Origin of the sequence: Vibrio sp. ArtGut-C1 (assembly GCF_002105475.1) — a bacterium.
GTDB lineage: Bacteria > Pseudomonadota > Gammaproteobacteria > Enterobacterales > Vibrionaceae > Vibrio > Vibrio diabolicus.
Genome location: NZ_NCTH01000001.1, coordinates 106,852 through 124,743 on the forward strand (window position 1 = coordinate 106,852; position 17,892 = coordinate 124,743).

The window sequence follows — 17,892 nt, forward strand, 5'->3', positions numbered from 1 at the left end:
AATCGTTTAACGTACGCTTTTTTTGATGGCTTCTAAGTAGGCGCGTTGCGCTTCTTCGTTAGAAAGCAGCAAGAAGTTCGGAGCTGACAAACCATAGAACTTATTGATGTCACTCGCGCCGGAGGCCTCTTTCGAGAGCAAACTGCCAGAGCTCAACAAGTACTTGGCGTACAAATCAGGCGCCTCTTGCAGTAACTCGCGTGCCAGTTTTGTTTCTAACCCTTCGCCTTCCAATCGGTTGAGTTGCTCTGCAATGCTTTTGGCCACGATGGCGTAAAGCGATGCTGAAGAGGCAATGCCCTTCGCTGCCATGGCTTCTACAATTGCTGCGATATCCAATTGTAATGTGATGGTGGTAAACATCTGACCGAGCGCCAATTCATTGTCGACTTTGATGCGTTGGTCGAGCAGTTCATCGCAATCCACTGGAATTGTTCCTGCGCCCTGTTTTTGGGCGGCATGCTCTGTTGCAAAGTGGAAGCGCTCTGGCCAAATTCGCGCTGCGTCGTTGTCTTTCATCGCGAGCGTCATTTTGCCCTGTTGATCAAATGCAACGATGGCGTTTTGTTGGTTGGACTCCAATGCGATGCCATAACGAAGCCACAAGGTGAGGTGCACTTGGCATAATAGGTCGACGTAATCTTGGAACCAAGCCAGCGTATCTTGTTGATAGTACTGCTCCGCCAAATGTTCTAAAAACAAGCGACCGTCAGGCATTGGGCTAGCCAGTGCGGCAACCGGAACTAACGCTTTATCTTCGCAATGAGTAAGTGGGTACTCACGTACGATGTACGCGAAGGTTTTATCCTCGCCGACGTGCCCACCGTGCTTTTCGTTGCAATGGAACAAGCGAGTGTTTAAGTCTGCGTCCGTTTGTTCAAGGTGGCTGAGTAGACGTTCAAACCAGTGGCCGTCATACAGTGTTGAAGGCTTGATTAAGCGAATATTTTTCGTGCCTAGCGATCGCATGATCAGCGGAACTTTGATGTGAATGTGCGGCGCGTCGTTGACTACCACAGTACGAACGGAAAGCGTTGGCGTCACGTCTAGGTACGTAAACGGCGCTTCTATCATGCCTTCGGGTAAGGCTTCTAAAGAGCGAAGGGTGAGCGGATGCGCAGGGAACAGTACGTGGCTCAGTGCAAAATCAGCAGGAAGCCCCACTTGCTCCATTGTCGGCCAGCAATCTGGTTGTTCGCTGGTTAATGTCACCAGTGATTTTTCAATCGCAATCCAATGCAGAGCAAAGCTTTGTGCGAACTCGGGCGCGTACTCAGCAAGGTCTTCATCGCTCAGACCAAACTTCGCCCGCGCAGTTGGATAGTACGGGTGGTCGAGGTAAGAAGCAATCTGGTCGGCAAGCAGTAGCTTTTTATGCCAAGAACCAAGCTCGGATATTGGTTGAGAAATGTGGTCTGCGTGATGATGAAACGCTTGGTCACACAGCGCTTTGTGTTTCTCTGCACATTCCAGTTCTTGAAGATACCCCGCCAACAATTCGTGAGAGCTCTCATGCGCCAGTGTCGTTAGTAGCGCAATCCACTCTTGATAATGCTGCTGATGCTCGACTTGACCATTTTTCTCCACCCACCAACCTAGCGGCGCTTCGCCATTGGCTTGGCCGTAACACCAATGCTGCATGTAATACGTTGGCACAACAGGTAAATAGAGCGTGAAATCCGGATTATCAAAGGTTAGCCAGACTTGCTCGCCTTGAGGAACAATTACCCCTTTTGGTGCGGCGTTACTGAACTTGGCGTTCGATAAAATGCCAAACATGTCTTCGCGCAAGCAAGTATCGATCAATCGTTGGGTTAGATATAAAGCGTTGTGATTCATGCTGCCACCTCGCGAGTCGGAGCTAGATTGAAATTGCTAAGCGTGTTCTGCAGCGCTTGGTCGAGGTTTCGCCCCGAAGGCGAGACAATCGAAATTCGGGCGAGATAATCCTTATTGGAATAACTCTGTTGGAAGTGTTCTCCAGCGGTTTTTAGTACCTGTTGCTGGGTGATGATATCGCCATCGTGTTGGATGAACGACGTCGAACCTCCGTCAATCACACCACTGTGTTCCGCAACTACGTAGTGCACGTGCGCTGACCCGTGAATTTGGTAATCGCCGTCCAATCTTCGACCCAGATGCAGACCCAAAATCGTGCTAAACCAGCCGAAGTGAGCAAGATTGTTGAGCAAGAATTCGCGGCCATCCCCAATGCTGCGATAGTTGATTTCCACCAGAACTGGGCCGTTTTCAGTGATAATAAATTCGCTGTGGCAAACACCAAAACCAACGCCAAACGCTTTCAGTTGAGCCAGGCAAGCTTCTCGGTGAGCAATGCCGTTTGGTCCGTCCCAGTCTGCGGCCGTTTCGATAAAGTAAGGCGGCTCAGAGAGCGACACATCAAAACCGCCCACGGCGATAAGGCGCTCACCATCTCCTAAAGTTTCTAGCGTAACCAACGGCCCTTGAAGAAACTGCTCCACCAGAATGGCGGCGTTTGGGTGTTTTTGCCAAAACGCATCGCAGTAAGCATCGAGCTCGCTTTGGGAGTCGCAGCGCTGCACATCTAAACTTGCCACGCCTTCTTTGGGTTTTGCCACGACAGGAAAGGCCATGCCTAATGCCACATTCGAATGGCGGTGCAGCAAACAGCTTTGTGTGTTGGGTAGGGCTTTTTCATTTAACACTTGTCGAGTTAAGTGTTTGTTTTTGGCTTTTAACGTGACAGACCAATCTTTGGATGGGAGGCCAAAAAATTGCGCGCAGATGGCGGTGGAAGTTTGTAAGTGATCACTATTGCTGAAAATAGCGTCTGGCTTTAATTCATGCTCCGTGATGGTTTCGATGAGTTCTAATGGGTTGAAGACATCACATTCTAGAATGGTATCCGGATTAAAGTGACTATCACGACTCGCCAGCTCTAAATGGCTGATCTTGTGGTCGGTGATAAGAACGACGTGAAGGTCCATCGCTTTAGCTGCAGGCACAAAGCCGTGAGTGACTGCATCGTTAACGACATGACTTACGATAATCATCGTAGATTTCATGAGCTTTCCTAATTTTCTAACATTTTCTTCTAACGTTGATAAAGTCGCTCACGGTCGTCTTCCAATGTGCCTCTCCCGAGACGGAGGGCAGAAGTTTTAGTGTTTATTGTTATTATGTTTGGTTTTTTTTGTTGTTAGTTGTGTTTTTAGGGTAAATAAATATAGAGCATAAAATTAATATTGCAAATAGAAATAATATTTGTTCTTATTTCCATCCGTTGGCTTTATAACAACTAAACGGAATTATGGAATGAATAAATTATTGACCCTGACCCCCTTGGCGGTCGCGATTGGTTCTTCACTAGTAGCACCAAGCGCAGTGGCTTCAGAAGAGACGAACTCAACCTCATCAGCAACTGAAACGATTCAAGTCTTCGGGCATCAGTACGAAGGTTATGCTGAACACATGCCTCAATCAGGCACCAAAACCGATGTGGAATGGCTTGATGTGCCACAAGCGGTATCCGTAGTAACGAAAACAGAAATGCAAGACCGAGGCGCGGTGCGTTTAGTGGATGCGCTAGATGGGGTAGCCGGGGTCAATAACACCTTGGGCGAAGGCAGCCGTGACCAGTTCATGATTCGCGGTTTTGATTCACTCAACGATATGTACCGTGATGGCTTGCGAGATGACGGTACGTTGCAGTCTTACCGCAGCTTAGCGAATGTTGAACGCGTTGAAATTGTGAAAGGCCCTGCGGGCGCTTTGTATGGCCGTGGCTCGGCTGGGGGCATCATCAACTTGGTGACGAAACGCGCTAACGGTGAGAATTTTACTCACGTAAACGGCAGTGTAGGTAGCAACAACCAGTATGTCGGTCAGGTCGACAGCTCAATGGCGTTTACAGATAAGGTCAACGGGCGTATTAACTTGGAATACCGTCAAGCCGACTCGTACGTTGATCATGTTGATTCAAACGATTTCTTCATTGCACCGACCATTCGTGTGTTACCAGCGGATGGTCACACCATTGATATTGACGTGGAATACGCCCATCAAGAACTAGTGCCATATCGTGGTGTGCCATCAAAGAATGGCAAGCCAGTTGATTTGCCAGTAAGCACTTACTTTGGCGGCACAAACGACTATCAGGAGTCAGACAGTCTCCGTATTGCGGTGGATTACGAATGGCGTCTGAATGATCAATGGGTATGGAACAACCGAGCGGCGTTCAACCATATCGAACTTGAGCAAAAAGGCACGCGTCAGGGCAAAGTGACGGGTAATGAAGTGTCTCAAACCGTTAACAACTTTGGTTACGATCCACGTACTACGACCACTTTACAATCTGAGTTGGTTTGGGAAACCAGGGACAATCAATTGATGGTGGGTGCAGATTTCAACCAGATCGATATCGACCTAACGTTGGCAAGTGACAAAACGCTTCCTGCGCAAAATATCTACGACCCAGTCGTTGGTCCAACGCCTGATCCGGGCTTTAAGCCATTTCGTGACAATACCACCACCACGACAGGTTTGTATGTGCAAGACGTCTATACGTGGGGTGACCTTTCTTTGATCGGTAACGTGCGTTACGACTCGATGGAGCTAGAACAACAAAAAGCGGGCTCAGATAAGGAAAAATTGGATGATGACAAAGTCAGCTACCGTGCTGGTTTGGTATACCGCATCAATTCCGACACATCCGTATACGCCAGTTTAGCGCGCTCTTGGCAGTTACCGTACGCTGGTATCTACATCAATCCAAAATTGGCGGAATTCTTCCACACCGACTTAAAAGAGGTGGGTGCGAAAGCGTACCTTTTGGATAACGCATTAATGTTGAATGCGGCACTGTTCCAGATCGACCAAGAGCAGCCACAAACCAACGTAGACGGCGATGTCATCGACAAAATTGAAGTACGTCACCAAGGCATTGAGCTAGAAGCTCGCGGACAAATCACCAAACAGTGGGATATCTCTGTTGGTTACAGCTACTTGGACGCAGAAGACAAAGCCACAGGCAAAAAGCCGAACGATGTGTCAGATCACTTGTTCTCCCTTTGGAGCACTTACCAATTGGATGACAACTGGCGTTTAGGCGGTGGTGTGAAATACGTGGGCGACCGTTATGCAGGTAACGACGAAGCCGTCGCACTTGGCGATTACACCACGGTGGATTTGATGGCGGCGTACACCACTGGTCGTCACAAGATCCAAGCGAACGCTTACAACATTTTGGATGAGAAATACATTCTTGGCGCAACAAACGGCACGTCTGGCTTAAACCAGATTGGCTACGGCGCACCTGCCGAGTTCATGCTCAGCTACGGATATCAGTTCTAGGCTTTTTGTGCGTAGTTAGCGCCTGTTAGCCAATTTTTACCTCATATTGAGGATGTTTAGCCCCGAGAGCCTACGGGATGTATTCTGCCCGAGGCTCAATTTCTCGCAAAGGAGATCTTAATGTCTTACCAGAATTTGGATGGTAAAGTGCGTGTACGTGCTGGTTTGTCTACCACTTACAGTGTGCTTGCGATTGCAATCGCTTCTGCCACCTCCATGAGCGCGGTTGCCGCTCCTGCTAAAAAAGAACAAACTACCGCGATGGAAACCGTCGTTGTCACTGGTAGCGTGATTGGTAACTCTGAAATTGAAGATGTCAAAGAGTACCCAGGTGCTCGTACCGTCATTACCCGCGATCAAATCGAGAAAACCGCCGCAGGCTCGATTGATAACGCGCTACAGCGCGTGCCGGGTATTAAAGTTCAGGATGAAAGCGGAACGGGCGTATTGCCTAACATTTCTGTACGTGGTTTGAAAGCAAGCCGTAGTGGTCATGCTCAGTTCTTGATGGATGGTGTACCGCTAACACTTGCGCCATATGGTCACACTGGTCAGTCTATCTTCCCAGCAACACTGTCGATGCTTGATCGTATTGACATTGTACGCGGTGGTGCCGCAGTACAGTACGGCCCAAACAACGTCGGTGGTGTGATCAACTTAGTGACCAAACCGATTCCACACACGTGGCAAACTGAAATCAGTAACCGTCTTACCGTGTTTGATGGCGGTGATGCGCCACTGAATGATTTTTACCTGCGCACGGGCGGCTGGTTAAGCGACACGTTTGCACTGCAGTTGGAAGGTAACTTCCTAAAAGGTGAAAGCTTCCGTGAACATTCCGATACGGACGTGAAGAACTTTCAAGCTAAAGCACAGTGGCTATTGAGTGACACTCAAGAGATTCAAGCATTCCTGCAACGTTACGATGCTGAAACGCAAATGCCGGGCGCACTTTCGCCACAAGATTACGAGCAAGATCGTCACCAATCGAAACGTCCTTACGATGATTATGAAGGTAAGTCGACGCGCTGGAGTGTTAAGTACATCCACGATTTGCCATTTGCCAACAGTGCCGAGCTAGAAGTGCTAACGTTTGGCCATAAGTCAGAGCGTCTTTTCAAGTGGGGCTTTAACAGCGCGGGTGGCCATTGGGCGGATCCGGCTCTGCCTTCTACAAAAGTAAGTACTTCACCACGAGAGTTCCGTGTTTATGGTATCGAACCTAAGCTTGCTGTTTTTGTTGATGGAGGTGCCATTACGCAAAACTGGATTATAGGGACTCGTTACATTAATGAAGACATTCAATATAAAGTGACACAAACACCAGTGTCAGGCGGAGCCACAAATGTACCGCGAAACTGGCACCTTGATACCGATGCGTACGCAGGATATGTGAGCAACGAAGTCGGGTTGTTTAATGGTGCGTTAAAAGTCACGCCCGGACTTCGTTATGAATTTGTTGATATGTCCTATAAAGATTTGGGCAGCGGGCAAGAATCTGGAAACAAGGTGACTGAATTATTGCCTGGTGTGACGATCGCATATAACTGGAATGAACAATGGCTGAGCTATGCCAATGCGCAGAAATCTCTTCGCGTTCCTCAGCTTGTTAATGTTCGAGGGGTCGGTAAGGAAAGCAGTGAGTTGGCTTGGAACTACGAACTTGGCGTTCGGTATGTTCAAGATTCAACAAGCTTCAATGCAGCTTTGTATCGCATTGACTTTAAGGATCAGTTGCAGTGGCGGAGTGCGACAAATACGTCTGAAAATATAGGTAGAACCCTTCACCAAGGTTTAGAGCTTTCTGCTCGTTACGTGCCTGAAGCACTACCTGCACTGAGTTTAGGCGCAAGCTATAACTATCTAGACGCTACGCTTGAAGAAGAAGGTGAGAATAAAGGTAATCAACTGCCTTACACCTCTAAGCATCAGTTTGGTTGGGATGCAACCTACGCATTTTACGGCATGGACACCACGCTATCGGGCTTCTACTTCAGTGATTCGTATACCGATAACGCCAACACCAGTGCCGAAGACGCAATAGGTGAAACGGGCAAAGTGCCGTCTTACATGGTGTGGAACTTCAATTTAGACACGGATTTATACAAAGACGACAAAGGCAAGTTGCGCATGAATGTTGCAGTAAACAACTTGTTTGACGAGGAGTATTACTTCCGTGGGATTGATACCAGCCCAGTTGGTCGATACCCAGCTCCGGGACGCTCTTACACGCTGGATCTGAACTATCAGTTTTAAGCGTTTCGTTCACCGAGTCTGAAAAGAAAAGTCGCCAATTTACCTTGGCGACTTTGCCGATCTTAGCACTGGAAAAAGCAAGATGAAAAATAAAAAACAATTTACGATCAAACACTTTTCAACCGTTTTGCTGATGCTACTGAGCTCAGCTTTGATGTCATTTAGCGCATTGTCTCAGACGCGCAGCGTGAAAGATGAGCAAGGCATTTTTGAGCTAGAAGCGATACCTCAACGTATTGTGGTTTTGGAGTTTTCGTTTGTGGACGCTCTGGCGGCCGTCGATGTCTCACCGGTAGGCGTTGCCGATGACAACGATGCCACACGAGTCATCCCTGCTGTTCGTGACAAGATCGAACCTTGGCAATCGGTCGGCATGCGCTCACAACCGAGTTTAGAGGCGATTGCGGTGCTCAAGCCTGATTTGATCATTGCCGATGCCGAACGCCATCGTGCTATTTATCAGGATTTGCAGCGAATTGCGCCAACCTTGCTGTTAAAAAGCCGTGGAGAGACATATCAAGAAAACCTCGAATCTGCACAGAAAATCGGGGTTGCGATTGGCAAGCAAGAGCAAATGACGCAACGCATTGAGCAGCACAAACAGACCATGGCAGAGTTCAAACAGCATTTTTCGACACAAGAAACCATTCAGTTTGGTGTGGTTTCCGACAAAGGGATGTGGCTGCATAGCCGGGTTTCTTACGCTGGCGGCGTTTTGAGCACTCTAGGCATCCAAAGCCCGCTGGCTCCATCTGAGCGCAATGCGTATATCCCAACCAGCTTCGAACTTTTACTAAAAACCAACCCTGATTGGTTACTAGTTGGACTTTACTCTCAACCAAATATCGTGGATGAATGGCGCAAAAATCCATTATTTAAGCTGTTAACTGCGGCGAAAAAGCAGCAACTGGTAGAAGTCTCTCCGGAACTGTGGTCATTAAATCGCGGCATGTTGGCGGCGGAAGAAATTGCCCGCAACCTTGAAGCGTTATTGGGGCGCTCATGAGTGCGTCGATAATCTCAGAAAGCCCGTCTTCGGTTAGCAAATCGCATTGGAAAGCGAGCTTGTTTGTCTGTGCTATGGCGTTGTGTACGTTGTCAGGCTATACCGCCTCAATGATTGGGTGGTCCAACTTTTCTTTGAGTGTTAATGATCTGACAAGCTATTGGTTTGCGTTTGATGAGGGCAATATGCTGCATCAAATCCTCGCGACGCTGCGTGCGCCTCGTGCCTATGCTGGGTTATTAATTGGCGCTTCGCTTGCGGTATCCGGAGTGCTGATGCAAGGATTAACTCGTAACCCTTTGGCGTCGCCATCCATTCTCGGCATTAATGCTGGTGCGGCGTGTTTTATGGCCTTGGCCTCCATCGGCGTACCATTCTTTAGTCAATTGAATCCCATCATCAACGCAGTATTCGGTGCGCTACTAAGTGGTGGTGCGGTCATGTTGTTGGGTGGTTTTTTTTCCGCGCGTTCTCACCCATTGCGTTTGGTGCTGGCAGGCATTGCCATCAGTGCGCTGCTGATAGGGTTAACTCGTGCGTCGGTAATTTTGGCGGATGACATGGCTTACAGCGTGTTGCATTGGTTAACGGGTTCACTCTCTGCGGTAGATTCTCAGCAGTGGCAGCAACTGTGGCCTTTTGCGACTTTAGGTTTGGTGCTCGCCATGGGATTAGCGCGAAACTTAAATTTACTCGCGTTGGGGGACGAAGTGGCTGTCGGGTTGGGTGGTAACATTCGTCTTACTCGATTAATCAGTGGTTTAGCGGTTGTGCTGTTGGCGGGTACTAGCGTGGCGATTGCTGGGCCAATTGGCTTTGTCGGGTTGTTAGTGCCGCACTTGGTGCGCCCGATTGTTGGTCACAACTATCACATTCTCATTCCGGTTTCCGCCTTGTGTGGCGCGGCATTGGTGACGTGGTCAGATGCTTTATCACGCGCGATTGCTTTTCCGGCTGAAACGCCAGTGGGCGTGATTACCGCGCTGTTGGGCACACCTTGCTTTATCGCGATTGCAATGAGGAAATCATCATGATGAATCAAACCAAACTGTTTGCATTAGTTGGATTGTTGCTGATTGCGTCTTCTCTCACGCTGTTTGTTGGCGCGGCGAACATGTCGGTTCAACAGGTTTTTGCATTACTGTTTTCTTTCTCTGACTCGGACTTTGTGATTCACCAATATCGATTACCGAGAATGTTGCTCGCCATTGGCGTGGGCGCTGGGTTGGGGCTGTCAGGCGTTTTAGTGCAAGGCGTCATCCGTAATCCACTTGCCTCACCAGATTTAATAGGGATAAGCGCCGGAGCAGGACTAGCGGCTACCGCTTGGTTGGTGCTGTATCCGAATGCGCCAGTGGCAATGTTGCCGATGGTCGCCATGGCGGGAGGCTTGCTTGCTGCTGGCTTTATTGCTGTGCTGGCTTACTGGTCGAAACCAACACCAGCACGTTTGGCGCTGATTGGTGTTGCTGTCAGCGCATTTTTAGCCAGCGGTATCGATTTTCTTCTGATTGTGCACCCTATCGAAATCAACACGGCGATGGTATGGCTAACCGGCAGTTTGTGGGGACGAAACTGGCAACAAGTGCCGTTTATTTGGAGTGCTTTATTGCTGCTACTACCATTGGCGTTTTGGCTGGCTTGGCGGCTAGATGTGATGGGACTGGGAGAAGAAAGCGCCACTACACTTGGCACGAAACCAAGACAGATCCAAATTATTGCGTTGATTGCTGCCGTGCTATTGGCGAGTATCAGTGTGTCTGTGGCAGGCACGATCAGCTTTGTTGGCCTGCTTGCGCCGCATCTTGCGCGTTTGCTGTTTGGCCACAACCACAAGTTGTTGATTCCAGCCGCTGCAAGCCTTGGCGCTTTGTTGGTGATTTGCGCCGATGGTTTAGCGAGAGGCTTACAGCCGCCAATTGAGCTACCAGCGGGAGTGCTAACATCTGTTATTGGCGCACCATATTTCATTTTTCTTTTGTATCGTTATAGAGGTTGGTAAGCATGTTACGAACGCAGAACTTATCCGTCGCGTACGGCAAACAGACCATCATTCCAGATCTCTCTTTGTCGATTCCTCAAGGTAAAATTACCGCACTAGTTGGTCCAAATGGTTGCGGTAAATCGACACTATTAAAAACCTTGGTACGCATCAATAAACCCGCTTCTGGCCAAGTGTTGTATGACGATAAACCGCTAAGCAACTACGGCGATAAACGCTTGGCGCGTTCGTTGTCTTTACTGCCGCAGATTCTTGTCAGTCCTGAAGGTATTACAGTCAGAAAACTGGTCGAATATGGCCGCTCGCCTTATCTCTCTCATTGGGGGCGGTTAAGTCAGCAAGATAAAGCGTTGGTCGAGCAAGCAATGCAAGATACTGGCGTGATTGAGTTTGCTGACAAGCCAGTTGAATCGTTGTCTGGCGGTCAAAGGCAAAGGGCGTGGATAGCGATGGTAATGGCGCAAGATACCGACGTAGTGATGCTTGATGAGCCAACCACTTACTTGGATCTCTCTCACCAAGTTGAGCTGATGAAACTCATGAGGCAGATGAACGACAAAGGCAAAACAGTGGTCGTAGTGTTGCACGATCTAAACCAAGCGTGTCGTTACTGCGATCATTTGGTGGTGTTGGAAAAAGGTCAGTTAGTCACGCAGGGAACACCGCAAGAGGTACTGACAGAAGGCATGTTGGCATCGGTGTTTGATTTACAAGCGAGAGTATTTAACGATCCAATCTCAGGCACGCCGATGTGTGTGGCAGTGTAGGTTTACGTCTTTCGAAAGCTATCTGCAATAAAAACGTCGAGCCATAAAAATAAACCCCGCTAGTTATACATTTGCTAGCGGGGTTTGTTGTTTTTAAGTGCGTTCCTAACGTGGCGTTTAAGCCAGTTTAAACGTCGCTACTTTCGAGTTGAGATCCTCGGCTTGTGATTTCAGCTCAGCAGATTGATTCATCGATTCTTCGGCACCAACCACCAAGTGATCAGTCACATCTTTAATTGACGTGACGTTTTGTGTGATTTCATTGGTTACGTGCGTTTGCTCTTCGGCTGCGGTCGCGATTTGCGTTGCCATATCGCTGATCAACGCAACGGCCGCGTTGATTTCATCCAGAGCCAGTGCTGCGCGATCGGCATCTTCCACTGATCCTTGGGCAAGTTGAGAGCTTGTATCCATGATGGTCACAGCGCGTTGTGTGGTCTGTTGCAAAGTCTCGATCGTCGAGCGAATCTCTTCGGTTGAGGTGTGTGTGCGTTGTGATAGCACGCGCACCTCGTCTGCAACAACGGCAAAACCGCGACCTTGCTCACCTGCACGCGCCGCTTCAATCGCCGCATTCAGAGCCAGTAAGTTGGTTTGCTCTGCGATGTCTCGAATCGTTGATAGCACGGTTGAGATGTCTTGCGCGTGCTGGTTGAGCTCGCCGATGACAACGCTCGCTTGGTTGACTTCAGAAGACAAGTTATTGATGGACGATTTGGAGTTGATCACCAACTCATGACCGTTTTGTGTGCTTGCTGAAGAGTCTTGAGCGGCTTTAGCCGTCTGCTCTGCATGTGCTGCAATCTCTTGCGTTGCCGATGCCATTTCAGTCACAGCGGTCGCCACCATAGTGATTTCTTGTTGCTGATGGTTCAGATCAGAAACCGACTGATTCGCGCGAGTCGTGCTCTGCTCCGATTGTTGGCTCAGTTCTTCCGCTTGGTGACGAATGTGACCAATAAGTTGCTGCAAACTTTCAACGAACTGGTTGAAGTTTTCAGCCAGTTCACCAACTTCGTCACGGTTTTCTACTTTGATGCGTTGAGTCAGGTCGCCGCTACCGTTGGCGATTTGCGCGAGCGCATTCGAAACATTGTAGAGCGGACGGAACAAGATGTTACATAACAGGTTAAACAAAGCCACACAGATAACGACGACGATAGTGGTTGCGATGATTTGATCCCAAACAGCATCGTAAAGTGGGGCAACCAACGAGTTTTGATCTAACACTGTGACCGTTGTGAGTTTGGTGCCCTCAATATGGCGCGCGTAAACCACATATTCGGTGTTGTTAATCGAGACACGACGCTCTGTGCCGGAACGTGCGGCAGAGGTAATATCGCTGTTGTTTAGGCCTAGCTTGCTAACAGGTTGGTTCAGCAGCTTACCGTCGTTATGGGTGAAAATATTGCCCTGTTCATTGGCAATAAACATATAGCCTTCACCCGGCAGGATCACTTGGTTGAGGCTGTTTAGGATATCACCGATCTCGACATCTGCACCCAGAACGACGGTTTGACCATGTAGTTGCAGGGCTTTACCGAGCGACACGACGTTGGCCCCCGTGGCCGCTGCGACGGTTGGGTTATCCATAAAGACTTTCGATGGATTGGCAATGGCGTTGGTGTACCAACCCCATTTGCGTGGGTCGTTATTACCTGGTGGCAAAACCACCCCATTGGCGTTGTCTTGTGAGCCGTCTGGGTAAGCGAGAAAGACGTTATCAAACGCGCCAGAGTCTCGGACTTGTTTCAAGTGCGTAACTAGAGAACGCTTCTCTGAATCGGAAGAGAGTGACGTCAGTGCTCGCTCTTTTGAGAGTAACCAGTCCTTTACGTATTGATTGTAAGATGCGCTGGTGCTTTCTAGTCGTTGCGCGACTTCGACATCCAGTCTGTTTAATGAATCTCGAAAAGACAGCCCTTCTACCAGCACTCCCCCGAGAATGATGGCAGCACTGGCAGAGATTGCCAGTTTATTTTTTAATGATAGATTTTTGAACATAAAGCGAATAATAGATCTTTGAATAATAGTTGTTGTGTTTTTATTCTCATCAGGACTCACCGAGCCGTTGAATATGCAGCAGAAAGTCAGATTCGAATCTGTTCAATAATTATATTTTATTGCTCAAAATAAATACTGACTCCATGTCGCGATTTTGAGTTTTACATCAAATAAGAAAAAGGCTTTTAAGCTGTGTTATTTATCTATTTGTAAAGTAAGGATTTGTCTATTTTTGTAAATGATAATTGATTTCATTAAAAGGTGATTTACGTCACGTTTGAGTAGTAAATAATCCATTAAAAATGTGAAGGTCATCGAACGAGGATTATATTGATCAGCTTAATCATTGTTATGGACAATAGTTATGCGCAGTATATTGTTAGTCCCCGCGTTATTACTGTCAGGGTGTGCTCTGACACAACAGTCGACGCCGATTCAGCCTGACGCCAACTGGCATGTCGACCAGTTATCGAACGGTATGAAATACCATCTTTACCCAACAAAAGACCAAGAAGTATCGGTCCGTTTGGTTCTGAATGTCGGCTCATTCCAAGAAGAAGCCAATCAAAAAGGTTACGCTCACTTTGTTGAGCACATGGCGTTTAATGGCAGCACGCATTTTACCGGCAACGACGTTGTTAAACTTTTCGAGCAATCTGGTGGTAGCTTTGGTGCCGATATCAACGCCTTTACCACTTATCAGCAAACTTCTTACCAACTTGATCTTGCCAATAATACAAAGCTGGAAGATGCCCTGAAGTGGATGAGAGATATCGGAAACGGACTTCAGTTTGCTCCTGAACAAGTAGAGAAAGAAAAAGGGGTGATCCTTGGTGAATGGCGACGTGCTAACCCGGATGATAAGTCCTTTTCTATGCATGCTTATCAAGCGTCGATTGAAGGCACTATGTATGGTGAACACGACCCAATTGGTACTCGCGAAGCGATTCAAAATGCCTCATCAAGCAAGCTAAAAGCGTTTTACGACAAGTGGTACCAACCACAAAATGCCGAGTTGGTTGTGACCGGTAATATCGACGTGGATTCACTGTCCAATATTATCAAAAACAAATTCTCGAACTGGGAAAGCACGTCGGATACCGTAATAGAGAAGCGCCGCGATATTCGAGTGAACAACCAAAACCGAATCTTGCCAAGTAACACGATGGAATCACCAAGCCTTCATTTAGTGATTGAGCGTGGTCTAAGTGGCAGCACTACGATTGAACAACAGCATCAAGTGTGGCGTGATGAAGTCGCAACACAGCTAATTCAACAACGTCTGATTCGTGTACTTAATGATGCCGCTGAACCTTTTCAGTATGCTTATGCCCAGCCTTACTATTCCAACTACCAGCGCATGATGTCGGCAGGTATTTCGTTTGGGCCTGAGCGTCGTGAACAAATGCATCAAACTTTCATCAGCACGTTGGCGTCACTGAGAGATTATGGTGCGACGCAATCTGAGTTAGAGAGCATCATGTCAAATTGGCAAGGTGAGCTCGCAAATATTGATTCAGACTGGGACCAACGTAAGCCAAACAGTTATGCAGAAGCGCGCGTTTTCCAAATTGACCAAGGCAGTGTGAGTCAATCAAAAGAGAGTTACGCCCAGAGTTTGTCTGAATTCATCAACAACGAGAATCTAGAGAGCATTAACACGCAATTGAATGCCTTGTTGTCTGAGCAACCAATCTTTGTGATTGGGTTGGGGAAAAGTGAAACGTCAGCTCAGTTCAATGATGTATTTACCGATCTATACAGTGCCTACCTCCAAACTGGCGAAAAACCGTTAGAGATGTATGACAAAGTGGATGGATTCTTACAGCCTACTCAAGAAGGTACCATCACCAGCATGCGTCAGGAAGCGGGTGGCTTTCAAGTTTATACGCTATCAAACGGTGTCGAAGTGTGGTTCCAAAAAGATGCCAAAGCGGGTGGTCGAGCTTATATTTACTATGCGAGCCAAGGCGGTAAAGCCGCCGTTGATCCAGCGTTATATGCTGCGTATGAAATCGCCGCAACGACGGCGATACGCAGTGGGTTAGGGGCATTTTCTGGTTCAGAGTTAGACAGTTACTTACGCAAAAATAACATTGCGCTTAGCGCGATTCTTGATGCGACCAGTCACGGTTCACAAATTACCGCGCCAACAACGCATTTAACTTACGCGTTGAATGGACTATACAACCTAGCGACGGAGATTAAAGTCGACGAGCGCCAGATGGCGGCAGCAAAGCAAGAGTTTAAACAGCAGAGTGGCGCTTTTTTTGAATCGCCGATGGGAAAACTGATTCAGAAAGCAAACGGTAATTCTTATTTGCCGGGTAGTCGTCATCGTATAGTGTCCAGTGACGATGTTGAACAAGTGACTTCCGAGCAAATACTGGCGGTGCATGAGCAACTTTTCAAAACCAATGATGGTTTTAAGATGGTCATTGTGGCAAATGTCGAGCCGGAAGAAATTACGCCACTCTTGCGTAAGTATGTGGCCTCCATCGAGATGAAACCGGGTCGTTCGATTGATTACCATGTTGCGTTCAACACCGACGTGCCGGCGCGAACAGTCGTTGCGGATGGGCATGAACCTTCATCGTTGTATGTAATGCGTTTGACTAACACGAACGATTACCAACGTACGGCAAGGGATACGGTTATCGAAGATATTTTGCAACGTATCAGTAATGCGCGTGTCTTGGATATTGTGCGAGAAGAGTCTAGTCTCGATTACAGCCCAAATATTTACACTGTGACGCAAGATCGCGAACCAATCTCTGATTGGCTCTTGGAATCTCAAGTTGAGCCCGAAGACGTGGCAGTTTTAGATAGCAAGTTAGGCAAAATGTTTGATGACTTAGCTTCGAACATCACGCAAAAAGAAGTGGATACGGCAGCGAAGCAATTGGCGGTAGCGATGCAAGGATTAGATGATAACCCTGCTCAGCGCGCATGGTCGTATACACGCTACTTGGTGCATGATTACGGCGTCGATGTGTTACTTGACGTTGAAAAAGCGGCTAAGAGTGTGACATTAGAAGAAGTGAAAGCGCATGCGAGAGCGGCTTTTGGTCCACAAGCAAAGCGCTCGGTGATGATTTTAAACCCGGCCGAATAATCACTGTAGCTTCTGACGAAGCTCTTGTCTCTAGTAATAAAAAAGACGGCGTGAAAGCCGTCTTTTTTATGCACTTTAACCAAAGAGTTTACGCTGATTTACGCGCAGGTCGCTTTTCATTGTTGGTATTGTTTTCTTTCGTGCTGGCGTTTTCTTGAGCCTTTCCTTTCAGTGTCACCACTTCTTTTTCAGGTAATTCGGCCGCCTCACCAAAGAATTTACCACCAGGTTCGATGCTGAGGTTATTACTCCAGATCCTCCCACTTACACGTCCCTTGGCAAGTACTTGAATGTGTTCTGCGTGACAGTTACCATCCATCATGCCATTGATGATCAGTTGTTTAGCGTAGATCTCACCGTTTACTCGGCCGCTTTCTGCAACGACGAGAGTGCCTTCTACATTAATTTGACCATCGACGATGCCATCAATCTGGACATCGTTTTCTACTTTGAGTTCTCCGCTAACAGCACAGCCTTTGGCGATGAGAGTTGAAGCTGCTGAGCTACTCGTTGTTCCACGGTTTTGATTAAAGATTCCCATCGTATTCTTCGCTCCTTAGTAAAAATGTCTTCGAAATCATTGAGGCTCCAATCGACAAATGGCTTCGGATTCAGTGCTCGCCCAACAAAACGCACCTCGTAGTGAAGGTGAGGGCCAGAAGAGAGCCCACTGTTGCCGGAAATTGCAATCAGTTGCCCTTTTTTGACGAACTGACCGCTTTTTACTTTGAACTTTTTCAAGTGCGAATAAGAACTCGAAAAACCGAAAGAATGTTGCAGCCTGAGGAAGTTACCAGAGCCTTTATTGCTGCGGCGGGTGACTTCCACAACCCCATCTGCTGGGGCATAAACCTTAGTACCGGTATTCACGGCAAAATCGAGCCCGCGATGCATCTTAGCGACTTTTGTCACCGGATGAATGCGCTTACCGAAGCGAGAAGAGAGCCGCGCTTTACCGACCGGAGACCCGCTTGGTATTTGGTTTAACAACACCATGCGAACGTTCGACGTAATCGCCGCCGCATCAAGTCGGGCATCCAAATTATCCGTGGTAGTATGTTCTCCAACTCCAAGGACTTTCTCTAACTCTCCCAAACGCTCCGAAACAAGTTGTACTCGCTCTTCTCGCTCTGAGAGATCACTTTCCAGCTCGGATTTTAATGCTTTCAGTGTGCTGAGCTCTTCACCCATAGTGCGCGAATGTTCTGTCAATTCAGCTTGTTTTAACGCGGCATTATCGACGCGAGTGTACAAGTGATGAATTAAGATCGCGGTTGCGGCCAGAGCAATGACAAAAAAGCATAAAAACGTTTTTAGATTGCGTTGCATCCTTTTACTGAAGTACCAATGTCTGGAGCCATTGATGGTTGATATAGAGATCGTCAACTGGTCTTTCATCGTCTTCTAC

The 17,892-nt window shown here is 47.9% G+C and carries 12 protein-coding genes; 7 read left to right on the plus strand and 5 right to left on the minus strand.

What is annotated here, in order from left to right; genetic code table 11:
• Positions 1-6 precede the first annotated feature (6 nt).
• On the minus strand, positions 7-1,839 hold the full coding sequence (locus B7360_RS00485; protein WP_085342474.1) for an IucA/IucC family protein: 1,833 nt from the start codon (positions 1,837-1,839) through the stop codon (positions 7-9).
• Positions 1,836-3,047 (minus strand): acetyl-CoA carboxylase biotin carboxylase subunit family protein, encoded by a 1,212-nt coding sequence (locus B7360_RS00490; protein ID WP_085342475.1) that lies wholly within the window; start codon positions 3,045-3,047, stop codon positions 1,836-1,838. The genes B7360_RS00485 and B7360_RS00490 overlap by 4 nt, the downstream gene beginning before the upstream one ends.
• 250 nt (positions 3,048-3,297) lie before the next feature.
• Here B7360_RS00490 and B7360_RS00495 point away from each other — a divergent pair, with 250 nt between their 5' ends.
• The 6 genes from B7360_RS00495 to fecE all read left to right on the plus strand — a co-directional run bounded on the left by B7360_RS00495 (position 3,298) and on the right by fecE (position 11,365).
• Positions 3,298-5,334 (plus strand): TonB-dependent siderophore receptor, encoded by a 2,037-nt coding sequence (locus tag B7360_RS00495; RefSeq protein ID WP_085342476.1) that lies wholly within the window; start codon positions 3,298-3,300, stop codon positions 5,332-5,334.
• Positions 5,335-5,454: 120 nt separating this feature from the next.
• Positions 5,455-7,590 (plus strand): TonB-dependent siderophore receptor, encoded by a 2,136-nt coding sequence (locus tag B7360_RS00500; RefSeq protein WP_085342477.1) that lies wholly within the window; start codon positions 5,455-5,457, stop codon positions 7,588-7,590.
• Positions 7,591-7,672: 82 nt separating this feature from the next.
• Positions 7,673-8,596: a Fe(3+) dicitrate ABC transporter substrate-binding protein FecB gene (locus tag B7360_RS00505; protein WP_085342478.1), complete on the plus strand. Its 924-nt coding sequence runs from the start codon at positions 7,673-7,675 to the stop codon at positions 8,594-8,596.
• A 74-nt stretch (positions 8,597-8,670) separates the two neighbouring features.
• Positions 8,671-9,630, plus strand: coding sequence for a FecCD family ABC transporter permease (locus B7360_RS00510; protein ID WP_371343554.1), 960 nt, complete (start codon positions 8,671-8,673; stop codon positions 9,628-9,630).
• Complete coding sequence (locus tag B7360_RS00515; RefSeq protein ID WP_085342480.1) at positions 9,627-10,598, plus strand: iron ABC transporter permease; 972 nt, start codon at positions 9,627-9,629, stop codon at positions 10,596-10,598. The genes B7360_RS00510 and B7360_RS00515 overlap by 4 nt, the downstream gene beginning before the upstream one ends.
• Positions 10,599-10,600: 2 nt before the next feature.
• Complete coding sequence (gene fecE, locus B7360_RS00520; protein WP_025505251.1) at positions 10,601-11,365, plus strand: Fe(3+) dicitrate ABC transporter ATP-binding protein FecE; 765 nt, start codon at positions 10,601-10,603, stop codon at positions 11,363-11,365.
• Positions 11,366-11,482: 117 nt separating this feature from the next.
• Here fecE and B7360_RS00525 read toward each other — a convergent pair whose 3' ends face one another.
• Complete coding sequence (locus tag B7360_RS00525) at positions 11,483-13,369, minus strand: methyl-accepting chemotaxis protein (RefSeq protein WP_085342481.1); 1,887 nt, start codon at positions 13,367-13,369, stop codon at positions 11,483-11,485.
• A 364-nt stretch (positions 13,370-13,733) separates the two neighbouring features.
• Here B7360_RS00525 and B7360_RS00530 point away from each other — a divergent pair, with 364 nt between their 5' ends.
• Positions 13,734-16,484, plus strand: a complete 2,751-nt coding sequence (locus B7360_RS00530; protein ID WP_085342482.1) for a pitrilysin family protein — start codon at positions 13,734-13,736, stop codon at positions 16,482-16,484.
• Between the two features lie 88 nt (positions 16,485-16,572).
• Here B7360_RS00530 and B7360_RS00535 read toward each other — a convergent pair whose 3' ends face one another.
• Positions 16,573-17,025: a polymer-forming cytoskeletal protein gene (locus B7360_RS00535; protein WP_080619267.1), complete on the minus strand. Its 453-nt coding sequence runs from the start codon at positions 17,023-17,025 to the stop codon at positions 16,573-16,575.
• Positions 16,929-17,882, minus strand: a complete 954-nt coding sequence (locus tag B7360_RS00540) for a M23 family metallopeptidase (RefSeq protein WP_005395595.1) — start codon at positions 17,880-17,882, stop codon at positions 16,929-16,931. The genes B7360_RS00535 and B7360_RS00540 overlap by 97 nt, the downstream gene beginning before the upstream one ends.
• Between the last annotated feature and the right edge of the window lie 10 nt (positions 17,883-17,892).

Bases quoted from the DNA above. Each gene is read 5' to 3' on its own strand.
- fecE (WP_025505251.1), top strand. From the start codon at position 10,601: ATGTTACGAACGCAGAACTTATCCGTCGCGTACGGCAAACAGACCATC.
- B7360_RS00495 (WP_085342476.1), top strand. From the start codon at position 3,298: ATGAATAAATTATTGACCCTGACCCCCTTGGCGGTCGCGATTGGTTCT.
- B7360_RS00485 (WP_085342474.1), bottom strand. From the start codon at position 1,839: ATGAATCACAACGCTTTATATCTAACCCAACGATTGATCGATACTTGC.
- B7360_RS00505 (WP_085342478.1), top strand. From the start codon at position 7,673: ATGAAAAATAAAAAACAATTTACGATCAAACACTTTTCAACCGTTTTG.
- B7360_RS00515 (WP_085342480.1), top strand. From the start codon at position 9,627: ATGATGAATCAAACCAAACTGTTTGCATTAGTTGGATTGTTGCTGATT.
- B7360_RS00525 (WP_085342481.1), bottom strand. From the start codon at position 13,369: ATGTTCAAAAATCTATCATTAAAAAATAAACTGGCAATCTCTGCCAGT.
- B7360_RS00540 (WP_005395595.1), bottom strand. From the start codon at position 17,882: ATGAAAGACCAGTTGACGATCTCTATATCAACCATCAATGGCTCCAGA.
- B7360_RS00490 (WP_085342475.1), bottom strand. From the start codon at position 3,047: ATGAAATCTACGATGATTATCGTAAGTCATGTCGTTAACGATGCAGTC.
- B7360_RS00500 (WP_085342477.1), top strand. From the start codon at position 5,455: ATGTCTTACCAGAATTTGGATGGTAAAGTGCGTGTACGTGCTGGTTTG.
- B7360_RS00510 (WP_371343554.1), top strand. From the start codon at position 8,671: ATGGCGTTGTGTACGTTGTCAGGCTATACCGCCTCAATGATTGGGTGG.
- B7360_RS00535 (WP_080619267.1), bottom strand. From the start codon at position 17,025: ATGGGAATCTTTAATCAAAACCGTGGAACAACGAGTAGCTCAGCAGCT.
- B7360_RS00530 (WP_085342482.1), top strand. From the start codon at position 13,734: ATGCGCAGTATATTGTTAGTCCCCGCGTTATTACTGTCAGGGTGTGCT.